This window comes from Jannaschia sp. M317, assembly GCF_025141175.1.
In the GTDB taxonomy this organism is placed as follows: Bacteria; Pseudomonadota; Alphaproteobacteria; order Rhodobacterales; family Rhodobacteraceae; genus Jannaschia.
Genome location: NZ_CP081155.1, coordinates 3509083 through 3526554, shown reverse-complemented (window position 1 = coordinate 3526554; position 17472 = coordinate 3509083). Strand labels below are relative to the sequence as shown.

At 63.1% G+C, this 17472-nt stretch carries 16 protein-coding genes and 1 pseudogene; 13 read left to right on the top strand and 4 right to left on the bottom strand.

What is annotated here, in order from left to right; translation table 11 throughout:
* Positions 1–33: 33 nt before the first annotated feature.
* Positions 34–915 (bottom strand): AEC family transporter, encoded by an 882-nt coding sequence (locus K3551_RS18025; protein WP_259916502.1) that lies wholly within the window; start codon positions 913–915, stop codon positions 34–36.
* 85 nt (positions 916–1000) lie between these two features.
* Between K3551_RS18025 and hspQ the strand changes: the two genes are divergently transcribed.
* Positions 1001–1327 (top strand): heat shock protein HspQ, encoded by a 327-nt coding sequence (gene hspQ / locus K3551_RS18020; RefSeq protein ID WP_259916498.1) that lies wholly within the window; start codon positions 1001–1003, stop codon positions 1325–1327.
* Positions 1328–1424: 97 nt separating this feature from the next.
* Positions 1425–3461 (top strand): ATP-binding protein, encoded by a 2037-nt coding sequence (locus tag K3551_RS18015; RefSeq protein ID WP_259916497.1) that lies wholly within the window; start codon positions 1425–1427, stop codon positions 3459–3461.
* Here the strand turns inward: K3551_RS18015 and K3551_RS18010 are convergent.
* Positions 3448–4434 carry an asparaginase gene (locus K3551_RS18010; protein WP_259916494.1) on the bottom strand — a complete coding sequence of 329 codons (987 nt, stop codon included), beginning with the start codon at positions 4432–4434 and terminating at the stop codon, positions 3448–3450. The genes K3551_RS18015 and K3551_RS18010 overlap by 14 nt on opposite strands.
* Positions 4435–4595: 161 nt before the next feature.
* Here K3551_RS18010 and K3551_RS18005 point away from each other — a divergent pair, with 161 nt between their 5' ends.
* Complete coding sequence (locus K3551_RS18005; protein WP_259916492.1) at positions 4596–5114, top strand: invasion associated locus B family protein; 519 nt, start codon at positions 4596–4598, stop codon at positions 5112–5114.
* Positions 5115–5214: 100 nt separating this feature from the next.
* Complete coding sequence (gene rlmN / locus K3551_RS18000) at positions 5215–6393, top strand: 23S rRNA (adenine(2503)-C(2))-methyltransferase RlmN (protein WP_259916489.1); 1179 nt, start codon at positions 5215–5217, stop codon at positions 6391–6393.
* Positions 6394–6668: 275 nt separating this feature from the next.
* Here the strand turns inward: rlmN and serB are convergent, their stop codons facing one another.
* A complete protein-coding gene (gene serB / locus K3551_RS17995; protein WP_259916487.1) occupies positions 6669–7550 on the bottom strand; it encodes a phosphoserine phosphatase SerB in 882 nt (293 codons plus the stop codon).
* 294 nt (positions 7551–7844) lie between these two features.
* Here serB and K3551_RS19955 point away from each other — a divergent pair, with 294 nt between their 5' ends.
* The 9 genes and pseudogenes from K3551_RS19955 (at position 7845) to bktB (ending at position 15682) form a co-directional block, all read left to right on the top strand.
* The gene (locus K3551_RS19955; protein WP_311199748.1) at positions 7845–8141 is read left to right on the top strand and encodes a hypothetical protein; all 297 of its coding nucleotides are present in this window, start codon (positions 7845–7847) and stop codon (positions 8139–8141) included.
* Between the two features lie 13 nt (positions 8142–8154).
* The gene (locus K3551_RS17985) at positions 8155–8346 is read left to right on the top strand and encodes a hypothetical protein (RefSeq protein WP_311199797.1); all 192 of its coding nucleotides are present in this window, start codon (positions 8155–8157) and stop codon (positions 8344–8346) included.
* 330 nt (positions 8347–8676) lie between these two features.
* A complete protein-coding gene (locus K3551_RS17980) occupies positions 8677–8991 on the top strand; it encodes a transporter substrate-binding domain-containing protein (protein ID WP_259916483.1) in 315 nt (104 codons plus the stop codon).
* A gap of 23 nt (positions 8992–9014) precedes the next feature.
* Positions 9015–9947, top strand: a complete 933-nt coding sequence (locus tag K3551_RS17975; RefSeq protein WP_259916480.1) for an IS5 family transposase — start codon at positions 9015–9017, stop codon at positions 9945–9947.
* A gap of 54 nt (positions 9948–10001) precedes the next feature.
* Positions 10002–10244 (top strand): annotated as a pseudogene (locus tag K3551_RS20050) (amino acid ABC transporter ATP-binding protein); the annotation flags it as partial.
* A 12-nt stretch (positions 10245–10256) separates the two neighbouring features.
* Positions 10257–11171, top strand: coding sequence for an aminotransferase class IV (locus tag K3551_RS17965; protein WP_259916478.1), 915 nt, complete (start codon positions 10257–10259; stop codon positions 11169–11171).
* 379 nt (positions 11172–11550) lie between these two features.
* Entirely contained in the window at positions 11551–12681 is a 1131-nt protein-coding gene (locus K3551_RS17960; RefSeq protein WP_259916475.1) for a phosphoserine transaminase, read from the top strand.
* Positions 12682–12790: 109 nt separating this feature from the next.
* Positions 12791–14383, top strand: a complete 1593-nt coding sequence (serA, locus tag K3551_RS17955; RefSeq protein WP_259916474.1) for a phosphoglycerate dehydrogenase — start codon at positions 12791–12793, stop codon at positions 14381–14383.
* Positions 14384–14503: 120 nt separating this feature from the next.
* Complete coding sequence (bktB, locus tag K3551_RS17950; protein WP_259916472.1) at positions 14504–15682, top strand: beta-ketothiolase BktB; 1179 nt, start codon at positions 14504–14506, stop codon at positions 15680–15682.
* A gap of 54 nt (positions 15683–15736) precedes the next feature.
* Here bktB and K3551_RS17945 read toward each other — a convergent pair whose 3' ends face one another.
* The gene (locus K3551_RS17945; protein ID WP_259919679.1) at positions 15737–17311 is read right to left on the bottom strand and encodes a gamma-glutamyltransferase family protein; all 1575 of its coding nucleotides are present in this window, start codon (positions 17309–17311) and stop codon (positions 15737–15739) included.
* Positions 17312–17472 lie beyond the last annotated feature (161 nt).

Here is a 17472-nt window from a genome sequence, read left to right as displayed (position 1 = left end):
GTTAGCAAAAATGCCGGCGTCCTGCCAATCACATCAAACGAAGAACGCCAGAATGACCGGCAAGGCGGGGACGGCAAGCAACGTCGATACGACGACCAGGGCGGCGACCGGCTCTGCCTCCGCCCCGTATTTCAACGCCAAGAGGTAAGAGGTGACGGCCACGGGGGTCGCGAGTTGCAGGGTCAGAACCCCCAAGGGCACCCCCTCCAACCCGAAGGCCAGGCCCACGGCGACGGCCAGGGCCGTGCACAGCACCATCTTGACCGCCGCCAGCGCCGCCATCGGCACCAATCCTGCGGGCCGCAATCGCGCCACGGCCACGCCTAGCGTCAGCAGCATCAGGGGGATGCCCATCTGTCCGATCAATTCCAACGTGGCGAAGATCACCGGCGGCACCGTCCACCCTTGCCACAGGAACAGCCCGCCCAGCACGGTCGCCGCAACCATTGGTTCGCGCAGCGCCTTGCCGGGGCTGCCGCCGCCGGCCACGATCCACAGCCCGACGGTGAATTGCAGGATCACCCCCGCCGAGAAGACGACGACGGCATAGCCGAGCCCCTCTTCTCCGAATGCGAACAGCGCGAGCGGCAGGCCCAGGTTGCCCGTGTTTCCGAAAACCAAGGGGGCCCAGAACGTGCGCAGGTTCAGGCCCAGTAGGCGACAAAGCGCCCAGGTTACCGCGATCACCGCAAGGTAGGCAGCCAGCGCGGCAAGCGACAGCTGCCCTGCCGCCTGCGGGTCGATGGTGCCGCGCGCCAGCGCCACGAATATCAGCGCCGGGATACCCAGCGTCATCGCCAGGCGCGTCACAAAGGCCGTGTCGTAGGCAAATCCAAGGCGGACCCAAGCAAAGCCCACAGCGGCCAAAAAGAAAACGGGCGCAACGATTTGCAGGACTGTTAAGGTCAGAGTCACAGTATGTTTCCGCTGATTCGCAGCCGCCCCGATTTACAAGGTGCCGGACCCCGGTCTAGGAACGGGTAGGGGAAAGGGCAACGATATGCTGCAAAACGAAGCGAAATACGGGCTCGGAGAAGTCGTCCGACACAAGAAGCACCCGTTTCGCGGTGTTATCTTCGATGTCGATGCCGTCTTTTCCAACAGCGAAGAATGGTACGACGCCATCCCCAAGGATGCGCGCCCGCGCCGGGACCAACCGTTCTATCATCTGCTCGCCGAGAACGAGGAAAGCTACTATGTGGCCTACGTCTCGGAACAGAACCTTGTGCGCGACAGCTCGGGTGAGCCGGTGACCCATCCGGACCTGGACGATCTGTTCGGGGATTTCGACGGTCAGGGATATCCGCTGCATTTCGACCTGAACTAGGTCGGGAATCTGGCTCAGCCTTAATCTGCTGTTCACGCCTACCTGTCAGTCTGTCGGCAGCCCGGGAACCGGGCACCACGTGCCGGGGCTTGCAGACATGGACGGATCTCCGCCCGAAAATCTCTATCTGCAAGAACGGCGCCGGCGGTTGGCGGCTGAACGCACGCTCGACCGCACCCGCCATGAGCTGAGCCGTGCACACAGGGCTCTGGTGGCCAATGCTGACCGCCTCTCGCTCCGGTTTCTGTCGGAGCGAGAGGCGAACCACCGCCTGACCGACCGGCAGAAGGATATTCTGGAACGGTATCGCTCCGAGGCGGACAAGGCGGATCGCGCCCGACGTCGTCTTTGGCACGCGTTGGAGGCGATGCGCGACGGTTTCGCTCTGTTTGATGGGGACGGCTGTATGGTGGCGGCGAATTCCGTCTACCTCAACCTGTTCGATGCGGCGTCCACCATCGGACCAGGGGCGACAGCCGAACAAATGTTCATGACGGCGGCGGAAGAAGGGGCCTTCGATCTCGGAGAGTTGGATCCCGACGACTGGACCAGCGAACAGCTCGCGCGCTGGGCTCAGACGACAATCGGTATTCAGGTCCTGCAGACGTTTGACGGGCGTGCCATCCGGTTTCAGGACCGCCGTGCGCCCGACGGCGATATCGTCAGCCTCGCCATCGACATTTCCGATGTCGAGGAGCGGCAGGCCAGTCTGGCGGCTGCCCGGGATGCCGCCGAAGAGGTGGCCGCGGCCAAGGCCGCCTTCCTCGCCCGGATGAGCCATGAGATGCGCACGCCGATGAACGGTGTCCTTGGTTTGGCGGAGTTGCTGTGTGAGCAGGGGTTGGACGAGGAATCCGACACCTACGCGCGCACGATCCGCGATTCCGCCGAGGCGCTGTTGGTGATCGTCAACGACACGCTCGACGTCTCTCGTCTGGATGCGGGCCGTGTGGACCTGCGGCAGGACCCGTTCGATCTGGAAGGGCTGCTTTGCGATTGTCTGCGTCTTGCGGCGGCCAGCAAGCAGGCGGCGGGGGTGGACGTGGCGCTGGATTACCCGCTCGATGCGCCGACGACCTTTGTCGGAGATGCCGGCCGTATTCGGCAGGTTGTGATGAACCTCGTGGGCAACGCGTTGAAGTTCACGGATACGGGTCATGTGATTGTGCGCGCCCGCCTTGCGCGGCACGGCGAAGAGGCGGCGGTCACGCTGGAAGTTCAGGACACCGGTCCCGGCATTCCGCCAGACCGTCGCGACCATGTTTTCGAGGCCTTCGCCCAGGTCGAGGATGGCCGCCCCCAGAAAGAGGGCACAGGCCTGGGTCTGACCATTTCACGCGGATTGGTAGAGCGGATGGGGGGCACAATATCGCTCCTCGATGTGCCGCAGGGCAGTTGCTTTCAGGTGTTCCTGACCCTGCCCTTGCGACAGGAATGGCCAGCCCCCCTGCCGGATCTGCCCCAAGTGACGATTCCGGCAGGGACGGGCATTCAGGGCGAGGTTCTGGCCAATCGGTTGCAGGCCGCGGGCGGATCGATTGCGCGCAATGACAGCGGGGCGATCGTGTTGCGCGCGGCGGACGGGCCGGATCTGCCGCTGGATCCGGATGCACGCCTCGTTCTCTATGGGGCCGCACAATCCGCGTCGGCCGAACTGCGCGCCAAGGCCGCCGCGATTCTGCCGCTGCCGCTGGCAGGTGGCATGCTGTTGGGGGCGTTGACGTCTGGCCCGGCCCCTCGGGCGACAGCACGACGCAGGGTTCTCATCGCCGATGACAATGCGACGAACCGGTTCCTTTTGGAGAAGATGCTCGCCTCCGAACCCTACGATCTCGAATCGGTCGAAGACGGCTCCCAGGCGGTCGATGCCTACCTGGCACGGCGCCCGGATATCGTGCTTTTGGATATCTCCATGCCGGTGATGGACGGGACCGAGGCGATTGCCGCGATCCAGGCCGCCGAAGCGGAGGCCGGGCGCAGGCCCGTGCCTGTGATCGCCCTGACCGCGCATACCGGGGACGACATGAGCGAGACACTGCTGCGCGCCGGTTTTGCGGCGCATCAGACAAAGCCTGTGCGCAAACCGGCCCTGTTACAGGCGATGGAGGAGGCGCTTGCCGTCAGCCCAGAGTGACCGACAGGCTGCCGACCGTCAGCCCGCTGACATTCCGGATCGGCCCTTCGGTCAGGCGCCGAGCCACCGGGTCCGCAGCCGCCAAAACCCCCAGCCGCACCAGCAACGCGGCAATCACGGCTTCGGCGGCGCGGGTGGTGCCGTCGCTGATCTTGACGGCAATGCTCCGGTCCAGTTCCGGCAAAATCGCCAGATAGACCGCTTCGGCCCCGGTCTTGACCGCCGCCTTGCCCCCGGTCGCGCGCATCAGATCGGTGCAGGCCCCGCCGTCTCCGGCGACCAGCTCGGGGTGCGCGCGCATCGCGGATACCAGCCGCGCCATGGCTCGGGTGCGGGCGGCGCTGGCGTCTTCGCGCGCCCGTGCGAACCGTCCGGCGGCCGCCGCGAAGGCAGACAATCGAATCGCAAAGTTCGGAGCGGAGCAGCCGTCGATACCGTAGCCGGGGCTTTCTTCTTCGCAGACCTCCTCGAAGGCGGCGCGCACCGCACGCTGCACCGCGTGATCCGGGTCGATATAATCCGGGCCTGCGCCGAGATGCTGCCCCAGCATCAGAAAGCCACAGTGTTTGCCGGAACAATTGTTGTGCAGCTGGCACGGGGCCTCGCCCGCGTGGATCAGGGCGTGGGCCGAGGGCACGTGATAGGGCAGATGCACGCCACAGCGCAGGTCGCTTTCCCCCAGGCCCAGATCGGAAAGCCATTGTGCGGCCAGTTCGGTGTGCCGTGTCTGACCTCGGTGTGAGGCGCAGACAAAGGCGAGGTGCCGATCCGTAAGATCGCGCCCGGCCCCCGTTTCCAACAGCGGCAACGCCTGCATCATCTTGCAGGCAGAGCGGGGAAAGATGACCGCATCGGGGTCGCCCCAGGCCTCGATCACCGCACCTGATCCGTCGCAAATGACGGCCCGCCCGCGGTGGACCGACTCGACCCGCCCGCCACGTGTGACCTCTACCAGTTCGACATCGCCCGTCATCGCATCCTCCGTTGCGCGAAAAACCGCCGCACGGGGTTTCCGACAACGGCTTGCCTGCGCTAACATCGTGCCGCAGATTTGGGAACCGCGCGTCCCGGGGCAGGATCCAGGTCAACCGGACCGCCCGTATCGCGCAAGACGCTGAGGCAGAGAGTAGCAAGATGATTTCGAAGGCAATCGGGACCCTCCTTCTGTCCGCCGCACTGGCTATGCCGGTCGCCGCACAGGAAAGCTCCAACCGCGTCAACACGGAGACCGACTGGTCCGTCTTCGTGGAGGACAATCCGACGCAATGCTGGATCGTGTCGGCACCAAAGTCGATCCGCAACACCCGCGATGGCCGCGAAGTCGCGGCGCGGCGCGGCGACATCCGCCTGTTCGTCAGCTATTGGCCGGGGTCCGAGAAGAAGGGCGAGGTGTCCGCCACGGGTGGATACCCCTATGCCGACGGATCTACCGTGACGATCGAGATCGGGTCCGATCGGTTCGAGATGTTCACCGATGGCGAACTGGCCTGGGCTGCGTCGCCCACGGATGACGAGCGTATCATCTCTGCGATGAAGCGGGGCGCGCAGGCCGTTGTCACGGGTCGGTCTGGGCGGGGCACGCGCACGCAGGACACCTTTAGCCTGCTGGGCTTCACCGCTGCCGTCACCGATGCCGAAGAGCGCTGCGGTTAGACGGGACGTCATCGGCCCCTGGTCGGACCGTGTGCGGAACGTTTGAGTTTCGCCGCACCCACCCCTATATGCCGGGCTCGCCCGCTTGCAGGAGCCTGCCATGAAAGCCCCCATCACCCCCGACGCCCTGACTGTCCCCCGCAAGGAGGCCCCGGGTGCCAAGCCGAACCTGATCGGCCTGACCCGTGACGCCCTGCGCGCCGCGCTGTTGGAGGTGGGGACGCCCGAAAAACAGGTAAAGATGCGGGTCAACCAGCTGTGGCAGTGGTTGTATCACTGGGGGGAGCGCGACTTTGCCCGGATGACCAATCTGTCCAAGGATTTCCGGGCGCTGCTGGCGGACCATTTCGTCATCGAATTGCCTGAGGTCGTGACCCGGCAACTGTCCGAGGACGGAACCCGCAAGTACCTGGTTCGCATTGCGGGCGGACACGAGGTGGAGGTAGTCTATATCCCCGAAGAGGGACGCGGAACGCTGTGCGTGTCGTCGCAGGTTGGTTGCACGCTGACCTGTTCGTTTTGTCATACCGGCACCCAGAAGCTGGTGCGGAACCTGACGGCCGCCGAGGTCGTGGGGCAGGTCATGCTTGCGCGCGACGATCTGGGCGAATGGCCGGAACCGGGAACGGGCACCGGCGACGCGGGACCGCGTCTGTTGTCGAACATCGTTCTGATGGGCATGGGCGAGCCGCTCTATAACTTCGAGAACGTGCGCGATGCGATGAACATCGTCATGGACGGTGAAGGCATCGCCCTTGGCCGCCGCCGCATCACCCTGTCGACCTCTGGCGTGGTGCCCGAAATTGCGCGCACCGCGCAGGAAATTGGCTGCCTGCTGGCCGTCAGCTTCCACGCGACGACGGATGCAGTGCGCGATGTGCTTGTTCCTATCAACAAGCGTTGGAATATCGAGACGTTGCTGGCGACCCTGAAGGACTATCCCAAAGTGTCGAATTCAGAGCGGATCACCTTTGAATACGTGATGCTGGATGGTGTGAACGACAGCGACGAAGATGCGCGTCGATTGGTCGGCCTGCTGGATGGGATCCCGGCAAAGGTGAACCTGATCCCCTTCAATGAATGGCCCGGCGCGCCCTACCGCCGGTCGTCAAACAACCGTATTCGCGCCTTTGCGACGATTCTGATGCAGGCGGGCTATGCCTCGCCGATCCGCACCCCCCGAGGGGAGGACATCATGGCGGCCTGCGGTCAGCTCAAGTCCGCGACAGAGCGGGCGCGCAAGTCGCGGGCGCAGATCGCCGCAGAGGCCGGGCTGTAGTCTGCGACCAAGCGGTGCGCCTGCGGCCCGTTGCTTTTTGCTTGGCGGATGAGGGGCGCTGCCCCTCAAACTCCCCGGCGATATTTGTGAAACAAGGAAGGGTCAGCGGCGACGTGGCCGGCGCAGGAAACCTGGGCGCACCAGAAAGGCGTGCAGGACGAAGCGGAGCGGGTCGATCTCGGTCATGGCAGGATCCGTAGGCAACAGGGTTGCCGGCCTGCTACCTGCGGTTCATTGCGATTCGGTGACGGTTCGATGTCGGTTGTTCCGGGACCTCAGGCAGGTGTCACGAAGGCGTCCACGTGAATGCCCTGCAGATAGAGCAGCGCCGTCAGATCACCGTGATTGACGCGCAGCCCGGCCTCGGCCTGGACGGCGGGTTTCGCATGGAGCGCGACGCCCATGCCCGCGCGGGTCAGCATTCCCAGATCGTTGGCCCCGTCGCCGACGGCAATGACTTCTGCCTCGGTTATGCCCATGGCGGCGGTGATTTCCTCCAGTGCGGTGACCTTGGCCTGCTTTCCCAGGATGGGCACGCCTGGTTCGCCGGTCAGCTTGCCGTCTGCTGTCAGCAGGGTGTTGGCGCGGTGTTCGTCGAAGCCTAGCCGCGCGGCGATGGCTTGGGTAAAGGCGGTAAATCCGCCGGAGACGAGGGCAGCACGGGCCCCCCCGGCCTTCATCGTGGCCAGAAGCGTGGGGCCGCCTGGCATCAGGGTGATCCGATCTGCCAGGACTTTGTCGATGACCGAAATGTCCAGTCCGGCCAGCAGCCCCACCCGTTCGCGCAAGGCCCCGTCGAAGTCGATCTCGCCATTCATGGCCCGCGCGGTGATGGCTGCAACGCGGTCACCGACACCTGCTTCGGCGGCAAGTTCGTCGATGCATTCCTGTTGGATCATGGTCGAATCCATATCCGCGAGCAGCAGTTTCTTGCGTCGACCGTCGCGGGGCAGGATATTGAGGTCGATGCCAAGCGCGTCCAGGTCCAGGCGTGTCGCGGCCTGCGTGTCGGGGACGGCGGGCAGGTCGAATTCGGCGGCCACGCCCCGGTTCAGCCAACGTGCGTCGCCCCCGCCCCAACCGTTCCGCAGCGCCTCGACCAGCGGCAGTTCGATGACAGGGCGGTTGGGCGAAGCAGTCAAAACGCAGGTGAACATCGGTTTCCTATCGAGAGCAGGGCCGGTGCCTGACCGGCACCGGGGGCTGGTTAACGCCGTTCGCGGCCCTGCGCGACCCCTTGCCTCCAAATACCGGCGGAAGAGGGGTTATCTGACCTCTGAAATGAGGGCTAAGAAGTTGTTATATAACATGATTTATGCGGCCCCATGCCGACCTTCACATACTGCCGGAAACCGCACTTTTGTTCTACTTCTCGGATTGTCCCGCGAAGCGGCAGACGATGAGCGCGCAGATCGTCGCGCTCCTGCGGCATGCAATTTTGACGGGTGAGCTTGAGCCAGGCAGCCAGGTGGTCGAAAATTCACTGGCGCTTCGTCTGGGGGGGCAGTCGCGGGCCGCTGCGCGAGGCGATGCGGCAATTCATTGATGAGGGACTATTGGTCAACGTGCCCTACACGGGGACACGTGTGGTGGATATTTCACTGGAGGATGTGAATGACATCTACGCAATGCGAACCTGCCTGGAGCAGTTTGCATTCGAACAAGTTTGGCATCGGCGCAGCAAAGGCTTTAAAAAGGAGTTTTTGCTTCGGAATAGCATTCTGAAAAAGGCGATCAGATCAATCTGATCACGCTGCCGCCATTGAGGCTGAACTTGATCTGCATGGTCTTGTTTATGAGCATGCCAATAACCGCATCCTCGAAAACACATGGACCGGCCTGCGCGGTCATCTGCGATTGTATTGGCCGCGCACTGTCGCGCACACAGGACCGGTGTGCCAAAGTGTGAAAGCCATGATGATTACATACATCTTGCCTTGGGGGATGACCTGAAGGCGATGCAAGACGCGTTCCGCGATCATATGCGACTGGGGCTTGAGACAACCAAGGCATTTGTCGAGGCACCAAGTCCTGCGGAGGCGTCAAAACAAGAAGCCGAAAACCAATAAGGAGAGAGTGACGAACAGACGTATGGCATTGACAGCGGCAATTGCTGCCATGATTGGGGTGGGCGCTATTTCTCAGGCTCAGGACGGCACGATGGATCGGGTGCGTGATACCGGTGTCCTCCGTGTTGGTGTTACGCAAGCCCCGCCTTGGTATTCCAGGGACATCGTCAGTGGTGAGTGAACCGGTGGCCTGGGCGTGTCGATGGGGCAGGCCATGGCGGAAACCCTTGGGATTGAATACGAACCTGTCGAATTCACTTGGGGCACCGCAGTGGCTGCGTTGGAAGTGGACCGAATTGATCTCATGTTTGTTCTTGATGCCACTGATGCGCGCAAGGTGGCGGTGAATTTTCCCGAAACTCCGCTGCTTTACTACGCACTTGCAGTTTTGGCTCGTGATGATCTCGATATCACGAAGTGGTACGATCTGAATTCGCCCGATATCAGCGTGTCGGTCCCTCAGGCGACCAGCATGGATGCATTCCAACGGGCTTTGTTGCACAAATCGGTTGAGGGAGTCACTGTATGAAACCAGCATGGTAGCTGGAAGTCATGAGCGGTTGGCATCCCGCAAGGTACAAGACCACGAACTTGTCGGCTTACAACAAGGCGCTGAAGCAGCGTGGATCGTTGACGATTTGGTTCGATCCCGGGATGACGTGGCGGCCACCGCCAACCGGCAAGCATGGTCGACAGCAGCAACTCAGCGATGCGGCGATCCAGACTTGTCTGACCATGAAAGTGTTGTTTGGTATGCCCCCGAGACAAACGTCTGGGTTCGTCGAAAGTCTTTTGCAACTTGTCGGTCTGGATTGGGCGGTGCCCGACTTCAGTACGCTGTGTCGCCGTCAGAGAATGCTGAACGTGAGCCTGCCTTATCGCGTTGGGTCCGGCCCACTGAACCTCCTTATCGACAGCACAAGGATCAAAGCCGAAGGTGAAGGCGAGTGGAATGCCCGAAAGCATGGCGGCCCTAAACGGCGTGCCTGGCGCAAGATACACATTGGAATTGACGAAGAAACGTTGGAGGTTCGGGCGGTTCAGGTCACCAGCAGCAATGTCGGGGACGCTCCCATGCTGCCCGACCTTCTGAACCAAATCCCTCCCGATCAAGACATCGGCAGCGTTATCGCAGATGGGGCCTACGACACGCGTAAATGCCACGAGGCGATAGCCGTCCGAGGTGCCCACGCGGTGATCCCGCCGCGTAAGAATGCAAAACCCTGGAAACCAACGAGCGCCGGAGCCATTGCGTGCAACGAAGCCGTCAATGCGCAGCGATACCTGGGCCGCACCCTATGGCGACGCTGGAGCGGATACCACCGCCGGAGCCGCGTCGAAACGAAGATGCATTGTGTCAAGTTGCTAGGTCAAAGTCTCATGGCGAGGGACTTCGAAAGGCAGGTCGCGGAGATCCAAATCCGCATCGCTGCATTGAACCGCTACACAGCTCTTGGAATACCCGTCACTGAGCCCGTAGGATAAATCCGTCCGGGGAAAGGGGAAGCCTGCCCATCATCGGATTTGGGCAACAAAGCCTCGGCACTGGATCCGGAACTTGTGGGAGAAGTTCTGAATGTCATTCGTGGCATCGCGGACGAAGGGCGGACCACGTTGTTGGTCACACATGAAATCGGGTTCGCGTATAACGTAGCCAATCGCGTCATTTTCATGGCCGACGGCATTATACAGGAGCAAGGTCCGCCAGATCAGGTATTGAAAAATCCCCAGAACCCCCGCACACAGGCTTTCCCTGCGCGTCACAAGAAATTCGAATTCTGAACGGACAAATCCATGACCAACACTACCCAAGACAGCGCCCAAAGCTACGCCCCCGATTGCCGTAATGACGCTGTAGAAGTCTATGTCAACGGCGCATTCTTTCCGCGTGACAAGGCAATGGTGCCCGTTTTCGATGCTGGCTTTGTTCTGGGTGACGGCGTGTGGGAAGGGATGCGGCTGGTAAATGGCCGGTTGTTGGCCGTGGATGAACATATGGCGCGGCTCTATGAGGGCGCGAACGCCATTCAGCTTGATATCGGAATGGATCGCGACGCCCTGAAGGGCGAGATTTGGAAAACGCTGCACCATAACAAGATGGAAGACGGTGTGCATATCCGAATGATGATTTCGCGTGGGCTGAAATCAACGCCAAATCAAGATCCGCGCTTTATCGTTGGATCTGCGACGGTCGTCATTGTTGCCGAATACAAGCAACCCAACGCTGCCCTCAAGGCCCGAGGTCTGACGCTTTTGACCTCAACTATTCGCTGTTCGACCCCCGACGTGTTCGACCTTCGGCTCAATTCCCACTCCCGGCTCAACTTTATCCAAGCGTTGATCCAGGCCATCAATATGGGGGCGGATGAGGCGCTGATGCTCGATGATCGCGGATTCGTGGCGAGCTGTAACTCGACAAACTTCTTCATCATCCGTGGGGAAGAGTTATGGACTTCGACGGGCGCAACCTGTTTCAACGGAATCACCCGGTCGAAGGTGATCAAGATCTGGCGGGATGCAGGAAAGCGGGTATTTGAAAAAGACTATACGCTGGCTGAAACCTATGCGGCCGACGAGGCATTCGTCACTGGAACCTTGGGGGGAATCACGCCGGTGACAAAGATCGATGGTCGGAAAGTGGGGCAGGGGAGTCCCGGACCGGTTACCGCGGAGATATCGCGGCTCTATCAAGCCTATATCGGAGAGTGAAAACATCGGTGATTGTCGTCTAGGCAGTCGCCGCGCCATCGTTCCGATCGCGTGCGAGACTTGCCGTCCCTGGTCGGGACATTGCCGCTTGAGGCCTCGTCGGGCAATCAACAGCGCTGGCATCAAGTCTCGGCGACGGTGAGGCGCGGGCCCGCCTCGGGGCTGAACTTTGCGACACAGGCATTTGACGGGACAAAGACGGATCTCCTTCAGGCAGGCCGGTGCCGATAGGAAACTTGCGTTCCCGTATCGTTCTGCGTGGCCCTCCTTTTAGCGCGGACGCACCGCCTTTTCCCTATTGCTGCTTTCAAAGAGGGTCCGTATTTGCAGCGGCGGGACACCCTTCCCCAACGAAGGGCATTTATCTGCAAGGATAGTCATGACTGACTCGACGACCCCGGCCACGCGGCCGGCAAATCCGCGTTTTTCTTCGGGCCCCTGCGCCAAGCACCCCGGGTATTCCCTGAACAATCTGATGGATGCGCCGCTGGGCCGGTCGCACCGCGCCGCCGTGGGCAAGGCCAAGTTGAAGGCCGCCATCGACCGCACCAAGGCGTTGCTCGGCGTGCCGGACGATTATCGGGTGGGAATCGTGCCCGCCTCGGACACCGGTGCCTATGAGATGGCGATGTGGTCGATGCTGGGCGCGCGACCCGTCACCATGCTGGCCTGGGAGAGCTTTGGCGCTGGCTGGGTCACGGACGTGGTCAAGCAGCTGAAGCTGGACGCCGACGTCCGCACCGCAGACTATGGCCAGTTGCCCTCGCTCGACATCGATCCGGCGCGCGACATCTGTTTCACCTGGAACGGCACGACCTCGGGCGTGCGGGTCCCGAATGCCGACTGGATCGCCGACGACCGCGCGGGGCTGACGTTCTGCGACGCGACCTCTGCCGCTTTCGCGATGGATCTGCCGTGGGACAAGCTCGATGTGACGACCTTCTCCTGGCAGAAGGTTCTGGGCGGTGAGGGCGCGCATGGCGTGATCATCCTCAGCCCCCGCGCCGTCGAACGACTCGAAACCTACACCCCCGCCTGGCCGCTGCCCAAGATCTTCCGCCTGACCAAGGGCGGCAAGCTGATCGAAGGGATTTTCCGCGGCGAAACGATCAACACACCCTCCATGCTCTGCGTAGAGGATTATCTGGTCACCTTGGATTGGGCCGAAGATCTGGGCCTGTCTGGCCTGATCGGTCGCGCCGATGCCTCGGCCCGGCACATCTGGGATTTCTGTGACGCCAACGGCTGGATTGCCAATCTTGCCGACGATCCGGTGACCCGGTCGACCACCTCGGTCTGCCTGAAATTCACCGACCCCTCTCTGCCCGACGATTTCGCCAAGCGCGTCGCCAAACGGCTGGAGGCAGAGGGCGTGGCACTGGATATCGGTGCCTACCGCGATGCGCCCGCCGGCTTGCGGATCTGGTGCGGCTCGACCGTGGAACCCGATGATATCGCGGCGCTGCTGCCCTGGATCGACTGGGCCTATGCGGCGGAGAAGGCGGCCTGAAGCCCGCCCTACGCGCCTGATCCTGTAGGGCGGGGTTCACGCCGCCCTCCGACCTTTCCCCTTGCGATCGTCCCCTGCGCGGGACGCCCCTGTCAGAAGGAGCCTGCACATGGCCCCCAAAGTTCTCGTCTCCGACAAGCTCTCGGAAACCGCTGTTCAGATCTTCCGCGACCGCGGCATCGACGTCACCTTCGACCCCTCGCTGGGCAAGGACAAAGATGCCCTGTTGGCCGCCATCAAGGACTACGACGGCCTTGCCATCCGGTCCGCGACCAAGGTCACCGAAAAGCTGCTGGAAGCCGCGCCCAACCTCAAGGTCGTGGGTCGCGCCGGCATCGGCACCGACAATGTGGACAAGCCCGCCGCATCGCGCCGTGGCGTGATCGTGATGAATACGCCCTACGGCAACATGATCACCACGGCTGAACACGCCATTGCGATGATGTTCGCCGTCGCGCGCCAGATCCCCGAAGCCAGCGCTTCGACCCATGCGGGCAAATGGGAAAAGTCGCGCTTTATGGGGGTCGAGCTGACCGGCAAGACGCTGGGCGTGATCGGCGCGGGCAACATCGGCGGCATCGTCTGCCAAAAGGCCGTGGGCCTGGGCATGAAGGTCATCGCCTACGACCCCTTCCTGAGCGAGGAACGCGCGTCCGAGCTGCGTATCACCAAGGTAGAGCTGGAAGACCTGTTGGCCCGTGCCGACGTCATCACCCTGCACGTGCCGCTGACCGATCAGACCCGTAACATCCTCTCGGCTGAAAACCTGGCCAAGACCAAGAAGGGCGTGCGCATCATCAACTGCGCGCGTGGCGGTCTCGTGGACGAGGCGGCGCTGGCCGAGTTGTTGAAATCGGGTCACGTGGCGGGCGCGGGCTTTGACGTCTTTGCCGAGGAACCGGCGACCAACTCGCCGTTGTTCAACCTGCCCAACGTGGTCGTCACGCCGCACCTGGGGGCTGCCACGACCGAGGCACAGGAAAACGTCGCCCTGCAAGTGGCAGAGCAGATGGCCGACTACCTGCTGACGGGGGCCGTCAGCAACGCGCTGAACATGCCATCGGTCACCGCCGAAGAGGCCAAGGTGATGGGCCCCTGGGTCAAGCTGGCCGATCATCTTGGGGCCTTCGTTGGCCAGATGACCAGCGAGCCGATCGAGGCCATCGACATCATCTATAACGGCTCCGTCGCCGACATGAACCTGGAGGCGCTGAACTGTTCCGCAATTTCGGGCGTGATGAAGGCCACGAACCCGGACGTGAACATGGTCTCTGCTCCCGTCATCGCGCGGGAACGCGGGGTCGAGATTTCCACCACGCGTCAGGACAAGACCGGCGTGTTCGACGGCTATATCAAGCTGATCGTCAAGACGGCGACGCGCGAGCGGTCCATTGCGGGCACCGTGTTCACCGATGGCAAGCCGCGGTTCATCCAGATCAAGGGCATCAACATCGACGCCGAAGTGGGCGCGCACATGCTCTATACCACGAACCATGATGAACCGGGTGTCATCGGGACGCTTGGTCAGACGCTGGGCGAGAATGGCGTGAACATCGCCAACTTTACCCTGGGTCGGTCGGACCGGGGCAAGGACGCCATCGCGCTGCTCTACCTCGACGATCAGCCGCCGCAGACCGTGTTGGACAAGCTGAAAGCGACCGGCCTGTTCCAGAACGTGGCCCCGCTGCGCTTCGACGTCTGAGGCTTCGGGACGTAACGTCCCGCTTTCGCCGTCGCCCCGGCTGTTTCAGGATGGGGCGCGGCACGCTTTGGGGGCGCGCGCCGTGCGTCCCGGGCCCCCGTCCATCGCGGGGGTCTTTTCATGTCCGACATCGTCATCCTGTCCGGCGCGCGTACCGCCATCGGCACCTTCGGCGGCAGCCTGGCGGCGATCCCGCCCATCGACCTGGCCACGACCGTCGCGCGCGCCGCGATTGACCGCGCGGGAGTCGAGGCGGACCGCATCGGCACCACCGTCTTTGGGCATGTCATCAACACGGAACCACGCGACATGTATCTGTCGCGTGTCGCGGCGATGCAGGCGGGCGTGCCCGACACGGTGCCGGCGATGAACGTCAATCGCCTCTGTGGATCCGGGGTGCAGGCCATCGTGTCCGGCGCGCAGGCGTTGATGCTGGGCGATGCGGATTTCGCGCTCGTCGGCGGGGCGGAATGCATGTCCCGATCCCCCTTTATCCTTCCGGACGCGCGGTGGGGCGCAAAGATGGGGGACGTGCGGTCGCTCGACATGATGCTGGGGGCCCTGAATTGCCCCTTCGGAACCGGCCATATGGGGGTCACCGCCGAGAATGTGGCCGGTGAACATGCCGTCAGCCGTGCCGCGCAGGATGCCTTTGCCCTGGCCTCGCAAACGCGCGCGGCAGAGGCGATCGAAGCAGGCCATTTCGCATCGCAGATCGTTCCGGTCCAGATCCGCCGCAACCGCGCCGAGGTCGCCTTTGACACCGACGAACACCCGCGCGCCACGACGCCAGAGGCTTTGGCCGCGCTCCGACCTGTGTTCCGCAAGGACGGGTCTGTCACGGCGGGCAACGCCTCTGGGATCAATGACGGGGCGGCGGCGCTTGTGCTGGCGCGCGCGGACGCGGCAGCTGCGGCGGGCCTGACCCCGCGCGCACGTGTGATCGGCTACGCCGTGGCGGGCGTCCGGCCCGAGGTGATGGGCATCGGCCCGGTCCCGGCGGTTCAGGCGCTTCTGGCGCGCACAGGCCTGTCCGCCAGCGATTTCGACCTGGTGGAATCGAACGAGGCCTTCGCGGCACAGGCGATTGCGGTCACAGCCGCGCTGGGCCTTGACCCGGATCGGGTGAACCCGGACGGCGGCGCCATCGCGTTGGGCCATCCGGTCGGGGCCACAGGCGCGATCATCACGGTCAAGGCACTTGCTGCGTTGGAACGGACTGGCGGGCGGCGCGCCCTGATCACGATGTGCATCGGCGGCGGTCAGGGCATCGCGCTGGCCATCGAACGCACGGGGTAAAGGACCTTTCGCCGAAAAGTCCTGTCGAAAGGTTCCCACAAGACCCTTTCGACGTCAGTAGCCCAGCGCCAAGCCGTCTTTTCGCGGGTCGCTGGCCCCCTCCAGATACCCCGATGCATCGATCCGGATCGACTGCGCGCCCCCGATCGGCCCATCTGGCACGACAACGTCGTGGCCCATTGCATAAAGCTCGGCGCGGACCTTGTCGGAATAGCCGCGTTCCACCTTGAGGATGCCGTCATCGGCAAAGGTCCGGGGTGCGTCGATCGCCGTCTGCGCATCCATGCCGAAATCGACCATGTTCGACAGAAACCGGATATGCCCGCATGGCTGATAGGCACCGCCCATCACGCCGAAGGGCATCGTCACCCGGCCGTTCTGACGCAACATGCCCGGGATGATCGTGTGCATCGGCCGCTTCCCGGGGTTCAGCTCGTTCGGGTGCCAGCGCGTCAGGTTGAACCCCGACCCACGGTTCTGGAACAGGATGCCGAACTTGTCCGATGCGAGGCCCGCGCCGAAACTGCTGAAGATCGAATAGATCAACGAGACGGCCATGCCGTCGCGATCGACGACAGTAATGTAGATCGTGTCCTTGTGCACCGCCTCCGTCAGCGGCGCGGCGGCTGCCATTGCGCGCTTGGGGTGGATCAGGTCGGCCAGCGCATCAGCCGTCGCTTGCGACAGCATCCGGGCGCTTACGTCGTGGTCTGGATCGGCCAGAAAACGGTTGCGCGCGTCATAGGCCAGCTTGGCCGCTTCCGCCTCCAGGTGGGCACGGCGGGCCCCTATCGGATCCAGTCCGGCGATGTCAAAACGGGCCAGAATGTTCCCCATCAAGATCGCCGTCGCGCCCTGTCCGTTTGGCGGATGTTCGACCAACTCCGTGCCGCCGTAGGTGCCGCTGATCGGGTCCGTCCAATTGCAGACCGTGGCGTTGAAATCCTCCAGCGTATGTGTGCCACCGTCTGCCTGCAGGCATTGGACCATGTCTTCGGCGACCTCACCCTTGTAGAACCCATCGCGCCCCTCTGCCGCGATCCGGCGCAGAACCTCCGCCTGTCCGGGCAACGCAAAATGCGCCCCGACAGAGGGGGCCTTGCCATCGAACAGATAGCTGTCGCGGGCCCCGCCTTGCAGCCTGTCGCGCGCCAGGTGCCAATCGAAAGCGACGCGGGGGGCGATCGGAACGCCTGCTTCGAAATAGGGGATCACGGGGGCGAGCGTATCCTCCAGCCCGAGGGCTCCGTGCGCGTCTGACAGCTTGCAGAAGGCGTCGACAGCGCCCGGCGTCGTGACGGCCCGCGCACCGGTCGAGGGGACCTTGGTCAGGCCCTGGGCGCGGAACGATTGGCCCGTCGCCCCCGCCGGCGCCCGACCGGAGCCGTTCATGGCCAGCACCTCGTCCGAGCCGGCGGGTTTGACCAGAACGAAGCAATCGCCGCCCAGCCCGGTCATCTGTGGCTCGCAAACGCCCAGGACAATGGCCCCGGCGATGGCGGCATCAACCGCATTGCCCCCGCGCATCAGGGTGGACAGCGCCACCTGTGCCCCGATCGGGTGCGATGTGGCCACCATTCCGTTGGTGGCAAAAACGGCAGAGCGTCCGGGGGTTTGAAAGTCGCGCATCATGGCCTCGAATTCGGTTCTGGCCAAAGGCTAGAGCGCGGTGATCAGATTGCCAATCAGATGACCGATTTACGATGCCCCGAAGGCCCGCTGTTGACCCCGGGGGTGTTCGGGTCAGCGCGTAAACGGTGCCCGTCCAGCCCATTGGCTCAGAATCGGCG